22 protein-coding genes are annotated in these 21135 nt (G+C 66.7%); 13 read left to right on the top strand and 9 right to left on the bottom strand.

All coding sequences use genetic code 11. The features are described 5' to 3' along the window. Positions 1-37: 37 nt before the first annotated feature. The 6 genes from rpmI to J2T21_RS13845 all read left to right on the top strand — a co-directional run bounded on the left by rpmI (position 38) and on the right by J2T21_RS13845 (position 4137). Positions 38-232: a 50S ribosomal protein L35 gene (gene rpmI / locus J2T21_RS13870; protein WP_007272446.1), complete on the top strand. Its 195-nt coding sequence runs from the start codon at positions 38-40 to the stop codon at positions 230-232. A gap of 106 nt (positions 233-338) precedes the next feature. Further along, positions 339-974, top strand: coding sequence for a 50S ribosomal protein L20, sunset domain variant (gene rplT / locus J2T21_RS13865; protein WP_307581984.1), 636 nt, complete (start codon positions 339-341; stop codon positions 972-974). 85 nt (positions 975-1059) lie between these two features. Then, positions 1060-1968, top strand: coding sequence for a TrmH family RNA methyltransferase (locus J2T21_RS13860; RefSeq protein WP_307581982.1), 909 nt, complete (start codon positions 1060-1062; stop codon positions 1966-1968). 152 nt (positions 1969-2120) lie between these two features. Then, positions 2121-3068: a cation diffusion facilitator family transporter gene (locus J2T21_RS13855; protein WP_307581981.1), complete on the top strand. Its 948-nt coding sequence runs from the start codon at positions 2121-2123 to the stop codon at positions 3066-3068. Between the two features lie 5 nt (positions 3069-3073). Continuing rightward, positions 3074-3508 (top strand): NUDIX domain-containing protein, encoded by a 435-nt coding sequence (locus tag J2T21_RS13850; RefSeq protein WP_307581979.1) that lies wholly within the window; start codon positions 3074-3076, stop codon positions 3506-3508. Then, the gene (locus tag J2T21_RS13845) at positions 3505-4137 is read left to right on the top strand and encodes a pyroglutamyl-peptidase I family protein (RefSeq protein ID WP_307581977.1); all 633 of its coding nucleotides are present in this window, start codon (positions 3505-3507) and stop codon (positions 4135-4137) included. Before J2T21_RS13850 ends, J2T21_RS13845 begins: the two co-directional genes overlap by 4 nt. On the opposite strand, the gene J2T21_RS13840 is transcribed toward J2T21_RS13845, so the two are convergent. Both J2T21_RS13840 and J2T21_RS13835 read right to left on the bottom strand, forming a co-directional pair. After that, the gene (locus tag J2T21_RS13840) at positions 4134-4787 is read right to left on the bottom strand and encodes an SIMPL domain-containing protein (RefSeq protein WP_307581975.1); all 654 of its coding nucleotides are present in this window, start codon (positions 4785-4787) and stop codon (positions 4134-4136) included. The two genes, J2T21_RS13845 and J2T21_RS13840, sit on opposite strands and share 4 nt — an antisense overlap. Next, positions 4784-5287: an eCIS core domain-containing protein gene (locus tag J2T21_RS13835; protein ID WP_307581973.1), complete on the bottom strand. Its 504-nt coding sequence runs from the start codon at positions 5285-5287 to the stop codon at positions 4784-4786. Before J2T21_RS13835 ends, J2T21_RS13840 begins: the two co-directional genes overlap by 4 nt. Positions 5288-5431: 144 nt before the next feature. Here J2T21_RS13835 and J2T21_RS13830 point away from each other — a divergent pair, with 144 nt between their 5' ends. Then, positions 5432-6088, top strand: a complete 657-nt coding sequence (locus J2T21_RS13830; RefSeq protein ID WP_307581971.1) for an LppM family (lipo)protein — start codon at positions 5432-5434, stop codon at positions 6086-6088. Between the two features lie 129 nt (positions 6089-6217). On the opposite strand, the gene J2T21_RS13825 is transcribed toward J2T21_RS13830, so the two are convergent. Further along, positions 6218-8116 (bottom strand): penicillin-binding transpeptidase domain-containing protein, encoded by a 1899-nt coding sequence (locus J2T21_RS13825; protein WP_307581969.1) that lies wholly within the window; start codon positions 8114-8116, stop codon positions 6218-6220. Positions 8117-8268: 152 nt separating this feature from the next. Between J2T21_RS13825 and pheS the strand changes: the two genes are divergently transcribed. The 4 genes from pheS (at position 8269) to J2T21_RS13805 (ending at position 12763) form a co-directional block, all read left to right on the top strand. Beyond that, the gene (pheS, locus tag J2T21_RS13820) at positions 8269-9357 is read left to right on the top strand and encodes a phenylalanine--tRNA ligase subunit alpha (protein ID WP_307581967.1); all 1089 of its coding nucleotides are present in this window, start codon (positions 8269-8271) and stop codon (positions 9355-9357) included. Between the two features lie 3 nt (positions 9358-9360). After that, positions 9361-11901, top strand: coding sequence for a phenylalanine--tRNA ligase subunit beta (pheT, locus tag J2T21_RS13815; RefSeq protein WP_307581965.1), 2541 nt, complete (start codon positions 9361-9363; stop codon positions 11899-11901). Between the two features lie 268 nt (positions 11902-12169). After that, a complete protein-coding gene (locus J2T21_RS13810) occupies positions 12170-12394 on the top strand; it encodes a type II toxin-antitoxin system RelE/ParE family toxin (protein WP_307581963.1) in 225 nt (74 codons plus the stop codon). A 69-nt stretch (positions 12395-12463) separates the two neighbouring features. Beyond that, complete coding sequence (locus J2T21_RS13805; protein WP_307581962.1) at positions 12464-12763, top strand: addiction module antidote protein; 300 nt, start codon at positions 12464-12466, stop codon at positions 12761-12763. 155 nt (positions 12764-12918) lie between these two features. Here J2T21_RS13805 and J2T21_RS13800 read toward each other — a convergent pair whose 3' ends face one another. Next, on the bottom strand, positions 12919-14067 hold the full coding sequence (locus J2T21_RS13800; protein ID WP_307581960.1) for a hypothetical protein: 1149 nt from the start codon (positions 14065-14067) through the stop codon (positions 12919-12921). 171 nt (positions 14068-14238) lie between these two features. Continuing rightward, positions 14239-14655 (bottom strand): hypothetical protein, encoded by a 417-nt coding sequence (locus J2T21_RS13795; RefSeq protein ID WP_307581959.1) that lies wholly within the window; start codon positions 14653-14655, stop codon positions 14239-14241. A gap of 82 nt (positions 14656-14737) precedes the next feature. Between J2T21_RS13795 and J2T21_RS13790 the strand changes: the two genes are divergently transcribed. Continuing rightward, the gene (locus J2T21_RS13790) at positions 14738-15367 is read left to right on the top strand and encodes a MerR family transcriptional regulator (protein WP_307581958.1); all 630 of its coding nucleotides are present in this window, start codon (positions 14738-14740) and stop codon (positions 15365-15367) included. Here the strand turns inward: J2T21_RS13790 and J2T21_RS13785 are convergent. Both J2T21_RS13785 and J2T21_RS13780 read right to left on the bottom strand, forming a co-directional pair. Next, positions 15364-15882, bottom strand: coding sequence for an OsmC family protein (locus tag J2T21_RS13785; RefSeq protein WP_307581956.1), 519 nt, complete (start codon positions 15880-15882; stop codon positions 15364-15366). The genes J2T21_RS13790 and J2T21_RS13785 overlap by 4 nt on opposite strands. 184 nt (positions 15883-16066) lie before the next feature. After that, positions 16067-16468 (bottom strand): VOC family protein, encoded by a 402-nt coding sequence (locus J2T21_RS13780; protein ID WP_307581954.1) that lies wholly within the window; start codon positions 16466-16468, stop codon positions 16067-16069. A gap of 989 nt (positions 16469-17457) precedes the next feature. Between J2T21_RS13780 and J2T21_RS13775 the strand changes: the two genes are divergently transcribed. Next, positions 17458-18561, top strand: coding sequence for a DNA alkylation repair protein (locus tag J2T21_RS13775; RefSeq protein WP_307581951.1), 1104 nt, complete (start codon positions 17458-17460; stop codon positions 18559-18561). Positions 18562-19289: 728 nt separating this feature from the next. Here J2T21_RS13775 and J2T21_RS13770 read toward each other — a convergent pair. Then, positions 19290-20177, bottom strand: coding sequence for a carbohydrate ABC transporter permease (locus tag J2T21_RS13770; protein WP_307581949.1), 888 nt, complete (start codon positions 20175-20177; stop codon positions 19290-19292). After that, entirely contained in the window at positions 20177-21082 is a 906-nt protein-coding gene (locus tag J2T21_RS13765) for a carbohydrate ABC transporter permease (protein WP_307581947.1), read from the bottom strand. The genes J2T21_RS13770 and J2T21_RS13765 overlap by 1 nt, the downstream gene beginning before the upstream one ends. Positions 21083-21135: the final 53 nt, after the last annotated feature.

Here is a 21135-nt window from a genome sequence, read left to right as displayed (position 1 = left end):
GACAGGTCCCCGGGAGCAAGTAAGGAGAACGGCGGATATGCCGAAGTTCAAGACCCATAGTGGCGCCAAGAAGCGCTTCAAGCTCACCGGTAGCGGCAAGATCATGCGCCAGCAGGCCAACCGCCGTCACTACCTGGAGCACAAGTCCTCCCGCATCACCCGTCGCCTGGCATCTGACCAGCTGGTCGCCAAGGCGGACGTCAAGACCATCAAGCGGATGCTCGGTATCTAACTCCAGTCCGTCTTGGGATTCCGATCCTGGATTCCCGACCACATAAAGATTTTTCGCCAGACCGCCACGATGCGGCTGGGCGAGACAGAAACAAAGGAGTACACACGTGGCACGTGTGAAGCGGGCAGTAAACGCCCATAAGAAGCGTCGCGTCATTCTTGAACGCGCCAAGGGCTACCGCGGTCAGCGTTCGCGCCTGTACCGCAAGGCCAAGGAGCAGCTGCTCCACTCGTTCGTCTACAGCTTCGGCCACCGCCGCAAGCGCAAGGGTGACTTCCGTCGCCTGTGGATCCAGCGCATCAACGCTGCATCCCGCGCCAACGGCCTGACCTACAACCGCCTGATCCAGGGCCTGAAGGCCGCTGAGGTCGAGGTTGACCGCCGCATGCTTGCCGAGCTGGCCGTGTCGGATGCCAACGCATTCGCCACCCTGGTTGCCGTTGCCAAGAACGCCCTCCCGGCCGATGTCAACGCCCCGAAGGCCGCCGCCGCAGCCGTTGCTGCCCCGGTTGCCAAAAAGGCCGCTGCCAAGAAGGCTGCCGCTCCGGCTGCCGAAGGGGCAGAGGCTCCGGCAGGCTTCGTCATCAAGGGCAACGCCCAGTCGAACAAGTACCACGTTCCGGGCTCGACCTGGTACGACCAGACCGTTGCCGAAGTTTGGTTCGAGACCATCGAATCCGCCAAGGCAGCCGGCTTCGAGCCTGCAGGTGGCGAATCCCGCCAGCAGATCAAGGACGCCTAATCCTTGAGCTTCTAAGCTCTTGTCCAAAGGGACGGAATCGCTTGCGATTCCGTCCCTTTGGCGTATCCCCGGTAAAGTCGTTCTCATGAATCTTGCCGGAGACAACGAACTGACCATGACCAACGTCCGTGCCGAAAAGGTTCGCGAAGTGGCCCGACTGGCCACCCGCACCGGACGCGCCCGCAGCGGCGAGTTCCTGGCCGAGGGCCCGCAGGCCGTCCGAGAAGCCCTGCGCCTGCATCTTGAGAACGCCGAACATGGCCGGACCGAGGTGGTCCGCGCGGTCTACGCAACCGAGGACTGCCTGGACAAGCACCCCGAACTCGAGGTCATGTCGAACAAGGCCGAGCGCGTGCACACCCGCTTGGTCAACCAGGAAGTCCTGGCGGCGATCGCCGACACCGTGACACCGCAGGGCATCGTGGCCGTATGCGTCATCCCCGAAAACAGCCTGCAGGACGTGGCGGCCACCAAGCCGCGCCTGGTGGCGGTGCTGACCCGCGTGCAGGACCCGGGCAACGCCGGAACCATCATCCGCGCCGCCGACGCCGCAGGCGCCGATGCCGTGGTGCTCACCTCCGGCAGCGTGGACATCTACAACCCCAAGGCCGTGCGCTCCACCGTCGGCTCCATCTTCCACCTGCCCATCATCACCAACGCCGATTTCGGTGCGACCATGGCCGCATTCAAGGGCCAGGGCTCCACCATCCTGGCCGCCGACGGCTACGGGGCAGCGGACCTGGACGCCCTCCAGGACGCCAGCGCCGCACGTCGGGCCGGCAGCACCGAACCTGCCCCGGAGGGCCAGCCGGTGCTGGAGGATCCCACCGTGTGGGTCTTCGGCAACGAGGGCCAGGGCCTGGACGAGACCGAACTGGCCGGAGCGGACCACCGGGTGGCGGTGCCGCTGTACGGGATCGCCGAATCGCTGAACGTGGGAACGGCCGCCACCATGTGCCTGTACGCCTCCGCGCGCGCCCAGCGCCGCGGCTGAGCCCACCCCGCCACGGGCCAAGCCGTGGCATAGGATGGGGCAGGAATGCCGAAACACCATGTCAAGACCTCCTGTATGCCGACTGCCGGAGCGGCCGGACGGAACCTCGTGCGGGAACCTGGAACACACGAACCATAGAGAGTAGGGACGCCATGGCAGCATCGGGGGGAACGAAAGCGGTGGTTGCCGCACTGGCGGCCAACCTGACCATTGCGCTGTTCAAGTTTGTGGCGTGGGCCGTGACGGCCTCATCCTCAATGCTCGCCGAAGCCATCCACTCGGTGGCCGACTCGGGCAACCAGATCCTCCTGCTCGTTGGCGGGAAGAAGGCCCGGAGGGAAGCGGACCAGGAACACCCCTTCGGCTACGGCCGGGAACGCTACGTCTACTCCTTCATCGTCTCCATCGTGCTCTTCAGTGTCGGCGGCCTGTTCGCGCTCTATGAGGCGTGGCAGAAGTTCAAGGACCCGCACGGCATCGAAGGCAAGTGGTGGTGGGTGCCCCTGGCGGTGCTGATCGGCGCGATCATTGCCGAGGGCTTCTCGTTCCGTACCGCGATCAAGGAATCCAACCTGGTGCGCGGCAAGCAGTCCTGGGCCAAGTTCGTGCGGACCGCCAAGGCACCGGAGCTGCCGGTGATCCTGCTCGAGGACCTCGGGGCGCTCATCGGCCTGGTCCTGGCGCTGTGCGGCGTCAGCCTCACCCTGCTGACCGGAAACGGCGTCTTCGACGCCGCGGGCACCGCCTGCATCGGCCTGCTCCTGGTCGCCATCGCCATCGTGCTGGCGGTCGAAACCAAGTCCCTGCTGCTGGGCGAATCGGCAACCGCCGAGCACGTGAACCTGATCGCATCGGCCATCACCGCCGAGGGCGCACGCCTGATCCACCTCAAGACCCTGCACCTGGGGCCCGAGGAAATCCTGGTCGCGGCGAAGGTCTCCGTGCCCGCCAACGCCACCGGGGCACAGATTGCCGCCGCGATCGACGGGGCCGAATCACGGATCCGCGCCGCGGTGGAGCACAAGTGCGTGATCTACATCGAGCCGGACATCCTGGTCTCCACCGATGGTGTTCCCGAGACGCCTGCCGGGCAGGGCTAGGTCCCATGGCTTACAAGCAAATAGTCGCAGCCGCGATCCTGGATTCGCTCAGTGCCCCGGGCAAGCTGCTTGCCGCCCGGCGCACCTCCCCGCCGATGCTGGCCGGGTTGTGGGAATTTCCCGGCGGCAAGCTTGAACCGGGGGAGAGCTGCGAAGCCGGGGTCCGGCGCGAACTGGCCGAGGAGCTCGGCGTCCGGGTGGTTCTGGGCAGCGAGGTGTTCGGTCCCGTTCCCGAGGGCTGGGTGCTGAACGAGACCGCGGCGATGCGCGTGTGGTTCGCCGAGATCTCCGACGGAACCCCGGACACCCTCGAGGACCACGACCAGCTGGTCTGGGTCGACCTGGACGCTGACGCCCTGGCGGCCCTGGACTGGATCCCGGCGGACCTGCCGATCGTGCACGCGGTGCTCGCCGACACGCTGGCCGGAGCCACCCGGTGATCCTGCTGACCGGCTTCGAGCCGTTCGGGGGAGATGACTTCAATCCGTCCTTCGCCATTGCCCGGCAGGCCGCGCACATCCTGCGCGGACAGGGACTGGAGGTGCATGCCGCGGAACTTCCCTGCGCCTTCGCCGCCGCGCCAACAGTGCTCGATCACCTGATCGAGTCGCACCGGCCGAGCGTGGTGATCAGCCTCGGGCTGGCCGCCGGGAGAACCACCATGGGCCTGGAAAAGGTCGCCATCAACCACATCGACGCCCGGATCGCGGACAACGCCGGGTACCAGCCCATCGACCGGCCGGTGGTGGCGGGGGCTCCGGCTGCCTACTTTGCCACCCTTCCGTTGAAGGCCGCCCTGCAGGCATTGCGGGAACCGGCCCCCGGACGGGACGCCATCGAGGTGAACATCTCGTATTCGGCCGGGAGCTTTGTCTGCAACCAGGTGTTCTATGCGCTGATGCACCGCACCGCCGGGGTGCCGGGTATCCGAGCCGGCTTCATCCACGTTCCATGGATGGACGCCACCCACCCCGGCCTCGAAGAGATGGCCACGGCGGTGGCCGCCGTGGCCCAATTGGCACTGGACAACGCGGCCGAGCCGCTGCTCAGCGCGGGCACCGAATACTAGGTTCCGGTCCCCGGTCTTCCGGCTGAGCGCAACTCCCAGGTCACCTCGAGTGCCACCGAAAGATCCCGCCGGCCTGCCACCACCGGCATCGAGGACGCCGCCATGGCGACGGCCTTGGCGCGCTGCAGCGGCAGTGCCGGCTCGTGGGCCGATTCGCGCACCCTCAGCGCGGCCCCGAGCCGGGCTCCGGCCAGCCGGGACAGCTGTTCGGCCTTGGCGCGGGCGTCGGCGAAGGCCAGCTCGCGAGCCGTTTCCGGGGCGCTTGCCGGATCGGAGACCTCCGCACGCAGGGAGTGGATCCGCAGCGCGTCCCCTCCGGCACCGACAGCGGCGGAGAGCACGGTGGCCACCGCATCCACTGCCAGGTTCGTGGCCTCGATGGTGGTTTCGGCATCGTAGCCCAGAAGCACGGCTTCCTCGTTGCGCCAGCTGGTGCGCGCAGTGAGCGTGATCCCCGTGGTCGAGAGCTCCGCCGCCGGGTCCGCGGATGCCACCGCGGCGATGACCGCGCCGGCGCTGGCCGCGGCCAGCGCGAAGGCCTCGGCCGCCTGTGCATGGTGCGAGGTGACGGAGAGGGAAATGGCCATGATGTCGGGCACGGCCGGGGCGGATGCGGTTCCCGTGACGGTGATCGAGGGTGCGGTTTTCATGTGGGGGTTCCTCCTGTGGATGCGGCCGAGGGTGTTCCCGTGCCCGGTCCCCGGATCCTGCGCAGCTGCGCGGCGAGCACGGGTGCCAGCTTGCGCACCGGGGCCTCGCGGTAGCCGCCGGCCCGCAGGCCCGCGGCGCGTTCGAAGATGTTCCGCGAGGCCGGATCCGAGGTGCGCAACCAGGAGTATCCGGCCGCCGCGAAGTACAGCGGAAGGAACGGCAGCCCCAGGCACAGGGCGTATTGGGTGCTGTGTGTTTCCTCATGCGCCAGCAACCGGGGGTCGGGCTCCGGACCGTGGGGCGGGGTGCGAAAGAAGACGACGTTGCCCACCGTGAACGCCCCGGCCCGGGGCCATGCGGGTGTGTAGTTCCTGGCATGGAGGATTCCGCGTTCACCGCGTGCGACGGGGCAACGGGAAGCCAATGCCAGCGCCAATCCACTGATCGTGCTGAGGTTCAGCCAGTTGGCCACCTCGCGTGTGCGCTCCCAGGTGTTCATGCTGCCCAAGTCTAGCCATCGGCATCGGGCCAGTGGCCCGAAGCCACCGGGGCAATTCTTGGCCCAAGCGCCCCAGCCACTAGAGTTGAATGTTGAACCGGGAGCATCATTGCCGAACAGTGCCCCGAACGTTGAGGAGATTTGATGAAGAAGATCGTATCCGTCATTGGTGTGATGGTGGCACTGGTGTTGAGCCTGACCGGTTGCATGAAGATGGATGTGGATCTGGTGGTTTCCAGCCCGGAGAAGGCCTCGCTGAGCATGGTGATGGCCTTCGACAAGAAGGTTGTCGGCGACGCCAGCGTCGCGGAGGTCCTGGGCCAGGTGGGGACCACCGAGGAAGAGCTCTTCAAGAACTTCCCCGAGGAAGCCACGAAGACCCCCTACGACCAGGACGGGTTCAAGGGCTACCTCTTCACGGTCAATGACAAGTCGCTGACCGAGATGGGAGACCTTTCCGGGGAACTCGGCCCGAAGGTCAACATCGAATTCCGCGGCGGCCAGTACTACTTCTCCGCCCAGGGCTTGGCAGGCGGCGACACCTCGACGCTGACCGAATCCACGATGACCGTGACCTTCCCGGGCGAGATCGTCAGTGCCAGCAGCGGCGCGCAGATCGACGGCAACACCGTCAGCTTCGACATGCGCACCGCTTCCGGCGAAATGACCGCGGTGGCCAAGGAGAAGGACAACACCCCGCTGTACCTGTCGCTGGGCTTCGGCCTCCTGGCGCTGCTGGGTGCCGTGGTCGCAGTGGCCACGATGCGCCGCCGCGAGGAAACCGCGCACGAGCACGCCTAACCACGCACGAGGCCGAACCGAGCGGTTCGGCCGCCGAACACCCGAGGGACCAACACTTGCGGAAGAGACTCCGCAACTGTTGGTCCCTCGAGACTTAATGGCCTTTCGGGGCGCGGCCGGGAGGCCGGCCTATTGGCTCGCTGAAAGGAAATCGGCAAGGATCGGGCCGGCCGTTTGCGCGCCTCCGCTGCCGTCGCCCACGAAGACCGCGACCGCCAGGTCGCCCCGGGCGGCGATGGCCCAGGCGTGGGCGTTGCGCTCGGCATCGTATTCGGCGGTGCCGCTCTTGCCGATGGTCTTGGATCCGAGCTTGAGGTCCTTCAGGGTTCCGTGGTCCACGACCTGGGCCATCATGCCGGCCAGCTCCTTGGCCTCGGCCGACGTCAGCGGGTTCTTGGGCTTGGGCGCGGCCTCGGGCTCGGGGCCGGTCACCAGGAGGGGGAAGACGGTGGCGGCGTTCTGCACCGAGGCGGCAACGGTTGCCATGCCCAGCGCCGAGGCCTCGACGATGCCCTGGCCAATGCCGTTGGCCGCCAGCTCCGTCCCGGTCGAATCGTCCGGCACCGAGCCCAGGAAGGACGCGGCCCCGGTCGAGGGGCTCAGGTTCAGCCCCAGGGAGGCCGCGGCGTCGGCCAGCGCCGGGGCCTTGACCTTCGAGGCGCCTTCAAGGAAGACGGTGTTGCAGGATTGCGCCAGGGCCTCGGACAGCGGGATGCTGCCCAGGGCGCTGGAGGGGTAGCCATCGTAGTTCTTGAACGCCTTGCCGTCCACGGTCATGGTGGCGGGGCACTGGACGGTGGTTTTGGGGGTGTCGCCGGAGCGCAGCATGGCCAGCGCGGTGATGACCTTGAACGTGGAACCGGGGGCGTACTTGCCCAGCAGCGCGGTGTTCTGGGCGTTGGACGCGGGACCGGAGGCCGCGGCCAGGATGGCCCCGTCGGAGGGCCGCACGGCGACCAGGGCGCTGTCGGAGGCCGAATCGGCCAGCAGCGACTCGGCGGATTCCTGCATGCCGCGATCGAGCGTGGTTTTCAGGTCCTTGCCGTACACCGCCTCGCGGGACACCAGGGTGGAGACCTCGCGCTTGTCCTTGTCGTAGATGTTGATGCTGTAGCCCTTGGTTCCGGCCAGCGTGTCCTGGTAGGCCTTTTGCAATCCGGAGAGCCCGACCTGTTCACCGGCGCCGATGGCGCCCTTGGAATCGGCCACGATTTCCGCCGTGGCTTCGCCCACCGAGCCCAGGATGGACCGGGCAAAGTTCCTGCTGGGTGCCAGCGGCAGCGAATCGGGTTGCGCCAGGACCCCCGGGATGGCCTCGAGCTGTGCATCGGTGACGGTGCGGTCCGCATCGTCGCGCAGCGTGATGGCCACGACAAAGGCCCGCGGACCGGCGGCGGCCACGCGCTGTGCGTAGGGGTCGGCGTCGAGTTCCAGCAGCTTCGCGAGCTTTTTTGCCGAGCCCTCCCACTGCGCCTCGTCGATGGACTCCTTGTTGATCCCGATGCGCAGCACCGGGCGGTCGGTGACCAGGGTCTGGTCCTTGTTGCCCAGGATCTCCCCGCGCGCCGCCGGGGTGGAAGCCCTGGCCACGTATTGGCCGGCCTCGAGGCCGGGCACCGCGATGGACGGGTCGTAGCGCACCAGCCAGGTCTTGGTGTCCGTGTCGAATTCGAGGGTGGCGGTGCTCTGGTAGGTCCAGTCGGTGTCGGAGGAATCGACGTCCCACACGTTGTTGTAGGTGGCGGTGGCGGTCTTCGGGTCGGCGGATCCCTCGTCCTCGGTGACCGATTCGAGGGTGACCTTGTGCTCGATGGATCCCAGCGGCTTCAGGGCCTCGGCCAGCTCCGCGGTGGCCGTGGCCGCGTCGGTCCCGGCCAGGGGGACGGATCCCAGGTCCAGGGACTGCAGGGAGGCGGCCAGCGACTCGGCGGCGGCGTTCGGCGGCGGAGGGGCGGAGCAGGCGCCCAGCGAGCCGATCATCAACAGGGCGGCGGCAGGCAGGGCAAAGGTTCGAAGAACTCGCGACATGGGTTCAACTATTGCCTAAGCGCTGGTGGGTGTCCACACGTGGGAAGCCGAAAGACGGTGCGCGCGGTGATTCAAGGGTGGTGCGGTCAAGCACCTAGAATAGGGGGGAGAACCAGATACACAATCAACAGTGAAAAGGGCCGTAGAACCCCATGTCTGAACCCACGAATCCGGAAAAGGACGTCACGGACGCCCACAGCCCGGACGTCCCGCACCCCACCGACGAGGCCGGCATCAATCTTGTGGTGCAGGCGGCGCTGGCCGCCTTCGCCGCGGCAGTCAACCTGGACGAGCTCAAGGCCGCACGCCTGGCCCACACCGGGGAAAAGGCCCCGCTGTCGCTGGCCAACCGCGAAATCGGCCGCCTCGACAAGTCCGAGAAGGCCGCCGCCGGCAAGCTCATGGGTGCCTCCCGCGGGCGGGTCAACAAGGCCCTGGCCGAGCGCACCGTGGTGCTTGAGGCCGAGGACGCCGCCCGCATCCTGGTGGAGGAAACCGTTGACGTCACCGCGGCACCGCGCCGCCGCCGCGCCGGGGCACGCCACCCGCTGTCCACGCTGCAGGACCGCGTCTCGGACATCTTCGTGGGCATGGGCTGGGAAATCGCCGAGGGCCCCGAGGTCGAGTCCGAGTGGTTCAACTTCGACGCCCTGAACTTCGCCCCGGACCACCCGGCCCGCGAAATGCAGGACACCTTCTTCATCGACCCCGTCGATTCGCACCTTTTGCTGCGCACCCACACCTCGCCGGTGCAGGTCCGCTCGATGCTCGAGCGCGAGGTGCCGATCTACGTGCTGTGCCCGGGACGGGTATACCGCACCGACGAGCTTGACGCCACGCACACCCCGGTCTTCCACCAGTTCGAGGGCCTGGCCATCGACAAGAACCTGACCATGGCCGACCTGCGCGGAACCCTGGAGCACTTTGCCCGGCAGATGTTCGGCGAGGACGCCTCCATCCGCCTGCGCCCGAACTTTTTCCCGTTCACCGAGCCCAGCGCCGAGCTGGACATCTGGCACCCGGGTGCCAAGGGCGGGGCACAATGGATCGAGTGGGGCGGCTGCGGCATGGTCAACCCCAATGTGCTGCGTGCCGCCGGCATCGACCCGGAGGAATACTCCGGGTTCGCCTTCGGCATGGGCGTGGAGCGGACCCTGATGTTCCGCAACGAGGTCCCCGACATGCACGACATGATCGAGGGCGATATCCGCTTCAGCGAGCACTTCGGGATGGAGATCTAGGACATGCGTATTCCCCTTTCATGGCTGCGCGAATACGCGCAGGTACCGGCCGATGCCTCGGCCGAAGACGTCATGGCCGAACTGGTCAAGGTGGGCCTCGAGGAAGAGGACGTGCACCGTCCCACCGACGAGCTCTCCGGCCCGATCGTGGTCGGCCAGGTGCTCTCCATCGTCAAGGAGGAGCAGACCAACGGCAAGACCATCAACTGGTGCCAGGTCCGCGTCGTCCCCGAAGGTGCCGAACAGACCCTGACCAATGAGGGCATCGATCCCTCGGGCGTGCAGGGAATCATCTGCGGCGCGCACAACTTCGTGGAGGGCGACAAGGTCGTGGTCACCCTTCCCGGCGCCGTGCTGCCCGGAAACTTCGCCATCAGCGCCCGGAACACCTACGGCCACCTTTCGGCCGGCATGATCGCCTCCTCCCGCGAGCTGGGCATCGGGGACGACCACGACGGCATCATCGTGCTCTCGGCCCTGGGCCTTGACCCGGAGATCGGCACCGACGCGATGGAGCTGCTGGGCCTCTACGACCAGGCCGCCGAAATCAACGTCACCCCGGACCGCTCCTACGCGTTCTCGATCCGCGGCGTGGCCCGCGAATTCGCGCACGCCACCAACACGCCCTTCACGGATCCGGCCTCGCTGGTCACCGTGGATGCGGCCACCGGCCCCGGGCACCCAGTCAAGCTCAAGGACGCCGCGGGCATCTACGGCAAGGACGGCTGCGACAGGTTTGTCACCCGAACCGTCACCAACGTGAACCCGGCACTGCCGACCCCGCCGTGGATGGCCAGCCGGCTGAGCCTGGCCGGCATGCGCTCGATCTCCCTGGTCGTGGACATCTCCAACTACGTGATGCTCGAGCTCGGCCAGCCGCTGCACTTCTACGATGCGGACAAGCTGACCGGGGCCATCACGGTGCGCCGCGCCAATGCAGGGGAGACCCTGGTGACGCTGGACACCAAGGAACGCAAGCTGCACGTCGAGGACCTGTTGATCACCGACGAGTCCGGCGCCATCGGCATTGCCGGGGTCATGGGCGGGGCCTCCACCGAGGTCTCCGCCGCGACCAACACGGTGCTGATCGAGGCCGCGCACTTCGAGCCGATCACCATTGCCCGTTCGCGTCGCCGCCACAAGCTGCCCTCCGAGGCCTCGAAGCGCTTCGAACGCGGAGTGGACTGGAAGATCGCCGACGTGGCGGCCCAGCGCGCAGTGGACCTGCTGGTCCAGCTGGCCGGCGGCACCGCCACCACGCTGGTCACCGACGAGGGAACCGCACCGGAACCCGTCGTGATCGAGCTGCCGGCCGGGTTCGCCTCGGCACTGATCGGCATCGACTACACCGAGGACCAGGTCACCTGGTCCCTGGGCGAGATCGGGGCGCAGATTGAGACCGTCCAGGGCGGATACCGCGTCACCGCGCCGACCTGGCGCCCGGACCTGGCCACCAAGCAGGACCTGGTCGAGGAAATCGCCCGCCTGGTCGGCTACGACCTGATCCCGGCGACGCTGCCCACGGCCCCTCCGGGCCGCGGCTACTCCCGCGTGCAGTCCCAGCGCCGCCGCGTGGTGCAGTCCCTGGCCGACGCCGGGCTGACCGAGGTGTTGTCCTACCCGTTCGTCACCAAGGCGCAGAACAACACCTTCGGCGCAGCCGAGGCCGGCGAGGTTCCGGCGGTGAAGCTGAACAACCCGATGTCCAGCGAATTCGGCTTCATGCGCACCTCGATCCTGCCGGGGCTGCTGGGCATTGCCCGGCGCAACCACGGCCGAGGTTTCCGCGACCTGGCCCTCTACGAGGCCGGCCAGGTGTTCCTGCCGGGCGAGACCCTGGGCACCGCCACCATTCCTCCGCTGGGGGCCAGGCCCTCGGATGAGGAGCTGGATGCCCTGTACAACGGGCTGCCGCACCAGCCGACGCACCTTGCCGCCGTGCTGACCGGGCACGATTCGCCCGTGGCCGCAGCACACGTGCCGCGTGCCTACGACTGGGCCGACGCCCTGGACGTGGCCAGGCTGGTCGGCGACGTGCTGGGCGTGGAGGTCGTCGTGTCGCAGGGCGCGCACCAGGCGTTCCACCCGGGCCGCACCGCGGCCCTGGCGCTGCGCAACGGAACGCACGTCGGCTACGCCGGCGAGCTGCACCCGAAGCTGCTGGCCGAGCTGGATTTGCCCGAGCGCACCGTGGCCATGGAAATCAACGCGGACGAGCTGTTCGAGGCCGCCGCCGACGTGATCGTGGCCAAGCACATCTCCACCTTCCCGATCTCCACCCAGGATGTCGCGCTGGTCGTTGATTCGGCCGTGGTGGCCTCGGACGTGCTGGAGACCCTGCGCGAGGGGGCCGGCGAACTGCTCGAGGACATTGCGCTGTTTGACGTGTACTCCGGCACCGGAATCGAGGAGGGCAAGAAGTCGTTGGCCTTCGGCCTGCGCTTCCGCGCCAACGACCGCACGCTGACCGCGGACGAGGCCTCCGAGGCGCGTGCCGCAGCGGTGGTCCTGGCGGCCGAGCGCTTCGGTGCCGTGCAGCGCTAAGACAGGCAATATCTGATCCGGTAGGGGGTCGGCATCCTTCACCGCTTTTGCGGTGGGGTTGCCGGCCCCCTGACCTGTTAAGTTCCAGTTTCCGGATTGATCCAGAATGTTCCTGCTGGTTTCTCCGGAGAAGGACCGCAGTGCCGGCAGGGAACCCGACAGGACTGTCTCCGGCAGCCGCCGAACAAAAATACCTACCTGCCAGGAACCGAAATTCCGCAGTGGAGCTGGCGTTGCCCACCATTGAATTGTGAACTGCAGTTGACATGTGATCGAGATTCTCAAGAGTGAGACCTTCGACCGCTGGCGATCTGGTTTGAGGGATCGTCGAGCCGCCGCGCGCGTCACGGCGAGGATCGATCGCCTGGCCGCGGGAAATCCGGGTGACGTGAAACCTGTCGGGCGGGGGATCTCGGAATTGCGGATTGATGTTGGCCCGGGATACCGGGTGTATTTCCTTCATGATGGAGATCGATTGATCCTGTTGCTCTGAGGGGCAGCAAATCGAGCCAGAGTAGCGATATCAACGACGCATGCAGAATCGCCGATGAATGGAAGAACAATGAGCAAAGCAACCGAAGTCTTTAGCCCCTATGATGGTGCGGACTACCTCAAGGATCTAGAGGACGCTGCTGCTTATCTTGAAGCAGTATTGGAAGAGAGCGACGACCCCGCCATGGTCGCCCAGGCGCTGGGCACAATTGCGCGTTCCGGAAACGTCAGCGAACTCGCACGCCGCGTCGGGATGAGCCGCGAGGGTCTGTACAAGGCGCTTTCGGCCGACGGTAACCCGAGCTTCGCCACCTTCGTCAAGGTGGTCAAGGCCCTTGGACTCAGGCTCCGCTTCGAAGCCGTTGCGTGAAATTGAGTTCCCCGGTCATGATTCGGATAGCGACCCGCGATGAGTGCGGCAGCGAAGGGCGAAGCAGCCCGAGGATGCCAGGGAACTCGTGACAGGATCCGGGATCCCTAGTTGTTTCAGGTCCTGGAGGTGTCCGGGGCGCGGGCCAATGCAGGTCACCCCGCATATTCATCGCGCAGGTCCTTGATGGCCTCACGCACAACGGTCTGGGCGACGAGAATGCCGTCGACGTATTCCAAGACTCCGGCTTCCAAGCACGCGAGGATGGAGGCGGAGATTTCCCCGAATCGGTCCGCCGGCCGGTCCCGGATGTCCTCGCCAAGACTCAGCAAGCTGGTTTCCCCGTGGGCCTTGGCGGTCGATGGTTCGGCGGCCGCGTCGCCGAGGACGGAGATAAACCTTTCGGCCCGCCGCAGCCCTGCCAGGCCGGACGCGGGTGTGGCATGCGCCAAGGCCAGGATTTGCAAGTAGCCCGTCAGCAGGCTGCGGATGGCATCGTGGTTTCGAGGATGATCGTCCTGCAGCAGGGCCATCCCCGCATGGGTGGGATACGGCTCACCGTCGTTCTCCACGGCCTCCTCGACGCATTCCTCCTCGTCCCAGACGCTTTCGCCTTCATCGGTTTCGAAGAGATCTGCTTCGTCCATGGCAGTGAAAAGGTCCATGAATATCGAAAGCGGCAGCGGGTATAGACCCGGCGCCAACAGAATGGGGCCGGCAGGGTCCGCGACCGGAAAAGCAAGCGATTCGGTGACGTCCGGGATGAACCTCCCCTCGAGCATCTCGTCCAGGAGATAGGCGGCCCACTGCACGAGCGCTATGCCTTGGCCGTGTCTCTCAGGGATGTCGAGCGGACATTCACGGGGTGTGCGTCGATGGGTGGGGCCGGGAACACGCACCAGGACCAGCATATGCAGCAGGTCGAAGACCTCGCTTCCGCGATGCCACCGGCCGGTGTCATTCAGGAAGTGCAGGTAGCCATCCAAGCGATTCAGGGTTTGGTGGGCCGCTTCGCCGGAAACGCGGCGGATGCCGTTCAGCATCAATGCGAAGGATTTCGGGTTGAATGCGTCGGGAGCATTGAACGGCCCGATTTTGGCGTAGGCCTCCAGCAGGACAAGTAATCCCGCCCAGTCGTCGTGGGCCTGGTCGGGCAGCACGGCGCGGGATCTCCAAACAATGTAGGCAGGTTCCAGGGCGTAGAGCCGTTCCAATCCCGAGGCGCGCGACGGGTGGGGGCCCTGTCGCCGTGGCTTCGGGGACTTGCGGTGCTTGCGGCGCAATTGCTTGCTGGTCGTGGTCATGGCCGTCCTTGGGTATTCGGTGGGGGAATCCCAGCATGGACAGATCCGTGGGCCAGCGGGCCTACCGTCCGCAGGACTGTGGACAAGTCATCGAGCCTGGTGGATCGACCTGGCCACGAACCTGCCGCACGCGTTGCAGGTTTGAGGGTGCGGCCGACCTTCCGCGTTTCCTCAGGCGGAACCGGCCCCGGTGGTGATCGCCCCGATCCCGGCGGCCATCAGGCCCGCGGTCAGCGACGCGGCGCCGAGCCCGATCAGAAGCGACAGCCGGTTGGGCTTTTCCGGGTTTTTCCCGAGCACGGAGAGGAAGAACCCGGCGGGCATCAGGATCGCGGCGACCGGGACACCCGAGCGGGCGATCCAGCCGACCCAGCCCGGCACATCGAGCTGGTCCGCGGAGACGAGGATCGCCAGCGACAGTACCAGCAGGACCGCGGCGTGGGCGTGCCCGGCGCGGTACCAGGATCTCTGCAGGTCGTTGGCGGGTACCCCGCCAGCGGCGACGCGGACGAGGAATGCGCCGCCCGATTCGACGGTGACGAGGGCCAGAAGCAGGATTCCGGCAAGGACCAGCGTGCTGGGTTCCATGGGAGTGGTTCCTTTCGAACCCGATTGGATAGTTGTACTATCCAAGGTAGGTACCTGAACTATCCAATGCAAGGGGTTTCACATGAAGATGTCCGAGCTTCTCCAGCGCTCGGGGGTGCCGCTGGCGACGGTAAAGTACTACCTGCGCGCAGGGCTGCTGGCTCCGGGGGAGTCGACCGGGGCGACCACGGCAATTTACGGCGAGCAGCACGTGCGCCGGCTGGCGCTGATCCGCGCGCTCACCGAGGTCGTGGGCCTGCCGCTGGCGTCGGTGCGCACCATCCTGGGGCTCATCGACGAGCCGGCGCCTGACCGCTTCCGCACGCTGGGCCGCGCGATCGAGGTGCTTCCCCCGGCCGTGGAAGCGGACCCCGGCGCCGACTATCCACGGGCCCGGGCCGCGCTGGCGGAGATCGGCCAGCTCTACGACCCCGGCTACGCGGCGGTGGCCCAGCTGGAGCGCGGGCTCGCCGCAGCAGAGGCCGTGGGGATGCCCATGGGAACCGAACGCCTGCACGGCTATGCCCGGCACGTGATGGCGATCGCCGAGATCGACCTGGCCCAGTTGCCCGGTGACGACACCTCCCGGGCCGTGGAGTACTCGGTGCTCGGCACCGCGGTCTACGAACCGATCCTGGCCGCGATGCGCCGGCTGGCGCACCAGGACCTGGCCCACCGGATACTCGGCCCGGCAGCGGGGGACCGGGACTAGGAACCGGCCGCCGAGCGCTCGAGAACGGTCTCGACATGCAGCGCGGAGCGCAGGGTCTGGAGCACCACGCAGTACTTTTCCGTGGTGGCGATCAGCCCTTCAACCGCCTGCGGGTCCGCATCCGTGTCCAGCTCGAAGGCCAACCTGATGGACCGGAATCCAACCGGAGCCTCCGGGTCCACGCCCAGGGTGCCGCGCACGTCCAGCTCCCCCTCGGCCCGGATGGTCCCGGCCACCGCAAGCCCGTGGTTGGTGGCGACGGCGGCCAGGGTGACCCCGGCGCAGGCCACCAGGGCCTGCAGCAGCAGGTCGCCCGAGCACGCCATGGTTCCGTCGCCGCCGGTGGCCGGATGCAGTCCGGCGGCCACCAGCGCCCGTCCGGTCTGCACGGAGCAGGAGATGCCCTCGCCGCCCACTACGCCACTCGCGCTCAGCTTGATGGTTCCGGCTCCGGGCTGCTCACGGTAAAGCTGCTTGAGCGGCCGCTGTCTGCCGCGCAACGTGTCTCTGTCCATGTCCCGGATCTCCTGCCTGGTGCCCCTCGCGGACCCGCCGTCTGGGACAAGTGTGCACCATTCGGGGTGGCACATGCCACGGTTGCGGTTCCCCGGACCGGACATGAAGCACCCGGCGCTACGTTCTCGAGCAGCCGGGTGTCGGTGTCCGGATCCGCTCGTGCGAGGGCGGCGGCAGGGGGCCTTAGGACTCCGGTTCGTAGCCTATGAGCCAGTGCAGGCCATGGCGGTCCAGGACCTGGCCATCGGATGCGCCCCAAGGCTTGGGGTAAAGCGGATCCACCACGGTGCCGTTCACGGCGAGCTTCTCGAACCACTCGTGGAGGGTGGCCGGGGCTGCGGTTCCCAGCAGCGAAAGCATGATGCCTTCGAGCCTGACGCTTTTGCCTCCCTTGGGCGTATCCGATCCGGCCACGGCAACGATTCCTTCGAGCTGTCCATGGGCAATGGCATCCGGGGGACCGTCGGTGCGGCCAAACTCCTTGTACGTGTAAAAGGAGAGATTTCCGCCGAAGACATCCGCATAGAAACCGAGGGCCTCGCGCGCAGTGCCGGGAAAACTGACGTAGATCCGGGGAGCAGTCATGGGAACATCATACAAAGCCCGTTGTCGCCGCGAGCTCCCGGACAGGGTGTGGAATGCACCTTGGGTAAACATCCATCCACGAGCTCGCCTCGCCATGTCGTGTTCACCGGCACCCGCTGCTGCGGGGTCCAGCAATGCATGGCCGCCACCCGGCTCGCGCGACGTGCGTCCAAGAGGGGAAGGTCGCCTTGGGCGGGGACCCGGTGTGCGAAGGTGCTTGACCAACGGTGGGCGTCAACATCATTTTCACGCATGATCGAATCAGCAAGGAAACTGGAAACGTACCAGCGGATTACCGGAATAGTTGTGGTCGCAAGAATGCTCCTCGGGCCGGCGGCACTGTCGATCGGTGTGTCAGTGCCCGTCCTGGTACCCGGTCCGGCAAGCATCATTTTGCCCCCCGGCTGCAATGGCCCGGGTTGTCTCCCTTCTCCTGGACCGGCGGAAGGTACACGTGAATGCGGCCGCTGTGAACCGCCGCAACGAGGTATACACCCTCAGCGTGGCGGGCGTGGAGAGCTGGAGACTGCTTTCCTCACGGAATGTCGAGCACCTCGCCCAACGAACCAACGAGGTAGTGGTAGGGGAAGCCAAAAGGACATTGCCTTGGCGCCGCTGGCACTGGACAAGGGAGGGTGCGGCGGCTGGCTCGTCGCCAGGGCCAGGTTTTCCGTAGTCTTTTTCATCCGCGAACGTGCCGAAACAACGGGAGATGCGACCCTCGATCTGCCGCTACGTCCAAAGCCCGGAGCTGCCGGCACCCTTTTGACGGCGAGCCAGGATGATCCATGATGGATAGGTACAGGGCGCTCCGGATTCCACCATGAGGTATGCCATGACCCAGTTGCCCGGATTCGCCCGGTATCCTCCGCTGCCGGGATCCACCGACCTTGCAAGGGACGACGCCGGCATCGGCCGACGGATCAGCGACATCGGTCTTCGTCCCGGGTCGCGGGAGACCACCGAACAACACGACGGAAGGCCAACGCATGCCATTTGCTGACCAATTGATCAACGAGGCGACGGCCCATGACCTCATCCGGTCGCTGGGCACCGTGGTTCCGGACGCGGGCCTGCCCGCGCTGCACCTCGCCGTGCCCCTGATCGCAACACTGGGTTTGCGTGAGCGGGCCGATACGCTGCGCGACGCCCTGCTCAGCGACCTGCCGGGGGACTACGCCGCCCTGGCTGGCACGATGCGCGCGGCGGGCGAAGACTCGGCCTTCCACGGCTGGCTGATCTGGCCGGTTACCTCGGCCATCGCCTCCAAGGCCGTCGCGGAGGGCACGACCGAGGCCTTTGACGACGCGATGGCATTGCTGGCAGAGCTCACCGGCCGGCTCACCGCCGAATTCGCCATCCGCACCCTGTTGCGCCATGACCTGGACCGTGCGCTCGAGCTCGTCCTGGGCTGGACAGCCTCGGACGACGTGGATGTGCGCCGTCTCGCCTCGGAGGGGACCCGCCCCTATCTGCCTTGGTCAACGCGGGTCCCGGAGATCACGGCACGGACGGGAGCAACCATCCCCGTGCTCGATGCGCTCTATCGCGACGACGCGGAGTATGTGCGCCGCTCCGTGGCAAACCACCTCAACGACCTCAGCCGGGATGCCCCGGACCTGGTGGTTGGCACCGCGCGGCGTTGGCTGGCCGAGCCGGATGCGAACACTGCACGCCTGGTCCGCCATGCCCTGCGGACACTGGTCAAGAAGGGGGATGTGCAGGCCCTGGAACTGCTTGGCTTCGGGCCGGTGTCCATCGATGTCGCGGGTCCGGTGCTCGGCAGCACAAGGATCGGGTTCGGGCACAGCATCGACTTCAGCGCGGTGCTGCACAACCGGGGCGACGAGCCCGCCCGCGTGGCGATCGACTACACGGTCTACCACCGCAAGGCCAACGGCGGGCAGACCGGCAAGACCTTCAAACTTGCCACCCGCACCCTCGAGCCGGACGAAAGAATCGAGGTCGGACGCGAACATTCCTTCCGGGCGATCACCACCAGGCGCTACCACCCGGGCATGCACGCGCTCAGCTTGCAGGTCAACGGCGTGGAATCGGCGCGGGCGGAGTTTGAGCTGCTGCCCGAGGACTAGCCAAGATCAACGGGGCGAGCCCAACACCCAGTCCAAAAACAGGATAATCACTTCAGGGAAGCCGGCCAGGAACTTTGGTTTCGTCAGAAAAAAACCACTATCGGAGCGGCCGCGACTCCAGGGAAGTCCAGGAGTGGCAAGGGCCTGTCCGTGAACCACTCGCCGACTTCATGTTTGGCCCGGGCTCGGCTTGCCACGCGATGGCCCGCTGACGGCCGAAATGCCGGACCGCACCGGTCAGCCGCTCCGCAAGGTCCTGACCGAAGGCCATGAGCTGACCCGGTTCTGTCCGCAGGGCGCGTCCGCCGCACAGGGGACCACGCAATTGCTGTTGCCGGGAGCACGGGAAATCCTTTGCGGTGTCCCATGCCCGCACCTCGGGCTGGCTGCTGCCGGCGGCTACCTGGGCGTGGACCTGGCCGATGGGGCCGATGCCGCGTTTGGCCCGGGCCACGGGAAGCTGCTCGAGGACCACGCCTACGCACCGCGGGGAGTGCACCTGGCTTTGGTGGCTGCCCGCACCGGCACGGCAGCGCTTGCCGGTCCGGCGGTGGGCGCTGAAGGAAGCGGTGGCCAAGGCCGCCGGGGAAGGTCTGGCCGGGGGAGTGCGGAAACCCGCTGGTTGCCGGGCAGCCGCGGCACCCTGGGGATCGCGCCGGGCACAAAAAACGTGGGGCGCTCGCCGAACGGCGAACGCCCCACGTGGGGGTGTCGAATGGCGGCGGCTCTCAGCCCTTGACCGAACCGCTCATCAACCCGCCGACAAAGTACTTGCCCAGCAGGATGTAGACGAGCAGCGTCGGCACCGAGGCGATCAGCGCACCGGCCATGGAGGCCCCGTAGTCGGTGAGCTGGCCACCGGCCAGGAAGCTCAGCGCAATGGTCACCGGCCCGTTGCGTCCGGAGGAGAAGAACGCGGCGAACAGGTAGTCGTTCCAGGCCGAGGTGAACTGCCAGATCAGCACGACCACGAAGCCTGGGGCTGAGACCGGGAAGATCACCGAGGCGTAGGTGCGCAGGATCCCGGCGCCGTCCATGCGGGCGGCCTCGATGAGTTCGGAGGGCACCGACTCGTAGTAGTTGCGGAAGATCAGCGTGCAGATCGGCAGCCCGTAGACGATGTGCAGCAGCATCAGCGAGGGAACGCCCTGGGGCACCCCGAGGTTGCTCATCAGCTGGGTCAGCGGGATCATGACCGCCTGGTAGGGGATGAACATGCCAAAGAGGATCAGCGTGAACACCACGTTGGCGCCGGGGAAGCGCCACTTGGACAGCACATAGCCGTTGATCGAGCCCAGGGTGGCGGAGATGATGGCTGCGGGGACCACCAGGGCAAAGGTGCGTCCCAGCGCCGGGGCCAGCGTGCTCCAGGCCTTGGACCAGCCACCGGTTTCCCAGGTGGTGGGCAGGAACCAGGCCCGCGAGGGGTCGGCGTCTGCGCTGCCCTTGAAGCTGGTGATCAGCAGGACGTAGGCGGGGATCAGCACGATCACCACGAAGAGCATCAGCAGCGCGTACTTCAGGGTGCGGTTGATCCGGCGGCGGCCCGGGTTCGGGGCGCCCAGGGCGGTGTTGGCGGCCGGGGCCGCGGCGCGGTCAAGGATCGAGGTGGCCATTAGCGCTTCTCCGCTCGCGAGGTATACATGAGATAAGGGACCACCACGAGGGCGACGAGCACCAGCAGGATCATGCCGATCGCCGCGGCGTCGGCGTAGTCGCTGCCGATGTACTTGACCCACATCATGGTCGCCGGGACCTGGACGTCGTAGGTGTTGGCATCGGGGACGATCGCGCGGATCAGGTCGAAGAGCTTCAGCGACATGTGGCCGATGATGATCACCGCCGAGAGCATCACGGGGTTCAGCTGCGGGAAGATCACGTGGCGGTAGAGCTTCCATTCGCTGCAGCCGTCGATGCGGGCGGCCTCGCGCAGTTCCTCGGGGATGCCGCGGAAACCGGCCAGGAACAGGGCCATGACGTAGCCGGAGAGCTGCCAGATGGCCGGGACGGCGATGGCGGCGATGCCCCAGGTCGGGTTGGACCACCAGTCGTTCTGCATGAAGCCCAGGCCCACCGAATCCAGCAGCCGGTTCAGGCCGGTGGTGCGCTCGCCGCCGGGCTGGTCGGTCTGCAGGGAGGAGAGCAGCCAGCGCCAGACCACGCCGGAGGCGATGAAGGAGACCGACATCGGGAAGAGGTAGACGGCGCGGAAGAAGCCCTCGCCCTTGGCGGGCTTGTCCAGCATCCAGGCCCAGAGGAAGCCGAAGATCAACGTTCCGCCCAGGAAGACGATGGTGAGGATCAGCAGGTTCCACAGCGAGTGCTGGAAGTTGGGGTCGGCCAGCAGGTTGGTGTAGTTCTCGAAGCCGACGTACTTGTCGCTGGGCCTGGCCGTGTGCTGGTTGGTGAGACTGACCCGGAAGTTTTCAATGATCAGCCAGTAGACGAACACGCCAACCAGGATGATGGTGGGAGCCAGGAGCAAGAGTCCCGGTCCCCAATGTTTTACGCGCCTAAGCATAGGTTCCTCCCTGGGGAAATGGGCGCCGCATGAAGGCGGGGGCGGTTGCTGCC

This window comes from Paeniglutamicibacter psychrophenolicus (assembly GCF_030812255.1).
Classification (GTDB): Bacteria; Actinomycetota; Actinomycetes; order Actinomycetales; family Micrococcaceae; genus Paeniglutamicibacter; species Paeniglutamicibacter psychrophenolicus_A.
Note: the sequence above shows the minus strand (reverse complement) of the source record. Positions and strands in the feature narration are given on the sequence as shown.

Coding starts and splice junctions, on each gene's coding strand:
- rpmI (WP_007272446.1), top strand. CDS start 38: ATGCCGAAGTTCAAGACCCATAGTGGCGCCAAGAAGCGCTTCAAGCTC.
- J2T21_RS13860 (WP_307581982.1), top strand. CDS start 1,060: ATGAATCTTGCCGGAGACAACGAACTGACCATGACCAACGTCCGTGCC.
- J2T21_RS13855 (WP_307581981.1), top strand. CDS start 2,121: ATGGCAGCATCGGGGGGAACGAAAGCGGTGGTTGCCGCACTGGCGGCC.
- J2T21_RS13850 (WP_307581979.1), top strand. CDS start 3,074: ATGGCTTACAAGCAAATAGTCGCAGCCGCGATCCTGGATTCGCTCAGT.
- J2T21_RS13840 (WP_307581975.1), bottom strand. CDS start 4,787: ATGAAAACCGCACCCTCGATCACCGTCACGGGAACCGCATCCGCCCCG.
- J2T21_RS13835 (WP_307581973.1), bottom strand. CDS start 5,287: ATGAACACCTGGGAGCGCACACGCGAGGTGGCCAACTGGCTGAACCTC.
- J2T21_RS13830 (WP_307581971.1), top strand. CDS start 5,432: ATGAAGAAGATCGTATCCGTCATTGGTGTGATGGTGGCACTGGTGTTG.
- J2T21_RS13825 (WP_307581969.1), bottom strand. CDS start 8,116: ATGTCGCGAGTTCTTCGAACCTTTGCCCTGCCTGCCGCCGCCCTGTTG.
- pheS (WP_307581967.1), top strand. CDS start 8,269: ATGTCTGAACCCACGAATCCGGAAAAGGACGTCACGGACGCCCACAGC.
- pheT (WP_307581965.1), top strand. CDS start 9,361: ATGCGTATTCCCCTTTCATGGCTGCGCGAATACGCGCAGGTACCGGCC.
- J2T21_RS13805 (WP_307581962.1), top strand. CDS start 12,464: ATGAGCAAAGCAACCGAAGTCTTTAGCCCCTATGATGGTGCGGACTAC.
- J2T21_RS13800 (WP_307581960.1), bottom strand. CDS start 14,067: ATGACCACGACCAGCAAGCAATTGCGCCGCAAGCACCGCAAGTCCCCG.
- J2T21_RS13795 (WP_307581959.1), bottom strand. CDS start 14,655: ATGGAACCCAGCACGCTGGTCCTTGCCGGAATCCTGCTTCTGGCCCTC.
- J2T21_RS13790 (WP_307581958.1), top strand. CDS start 14,738: ATGAAGATGTCCGAGCTTCTCCAGCGCTCGGGGGTGCCGCTGGCGACG.
- J2T21_RS13785 (WP_307581956.1), bottom strand. CDS start 15,882: ATGGACAGAGACACGTTGCGCGGCAGACAGCGGCCGCTCAAGCAGCTT.
- J2T21_RS13780 (WP_307581954.1), bottom strand. CDS start 16,468: ATGACTGCTCCCCGGATCTACGTCAGTTTTCCCGGCACTGCGCGCGAG.
- J2T21_RS13775 (WP_307581951.1), top strand. CDS start 17,458: ATGCCATTTGCTGACCAATTGATCAACGAGGCGACGGCCCATGACCTC.
- J2T21_RS13770 (WP_307581949.1), bottom strand. CDS start 20,177: ATGGCCACCTCGATCCTTGACCGCGCCGCGGCCCCGGCCGCCAACACC.
- J2T21_RS13765 (WP_307581947.1), bottom strand. CDS start 21,082: ATGCTTAGGCGCGTAAAACATTGGGGACCGGGACTCTTGCTCCTGGCT.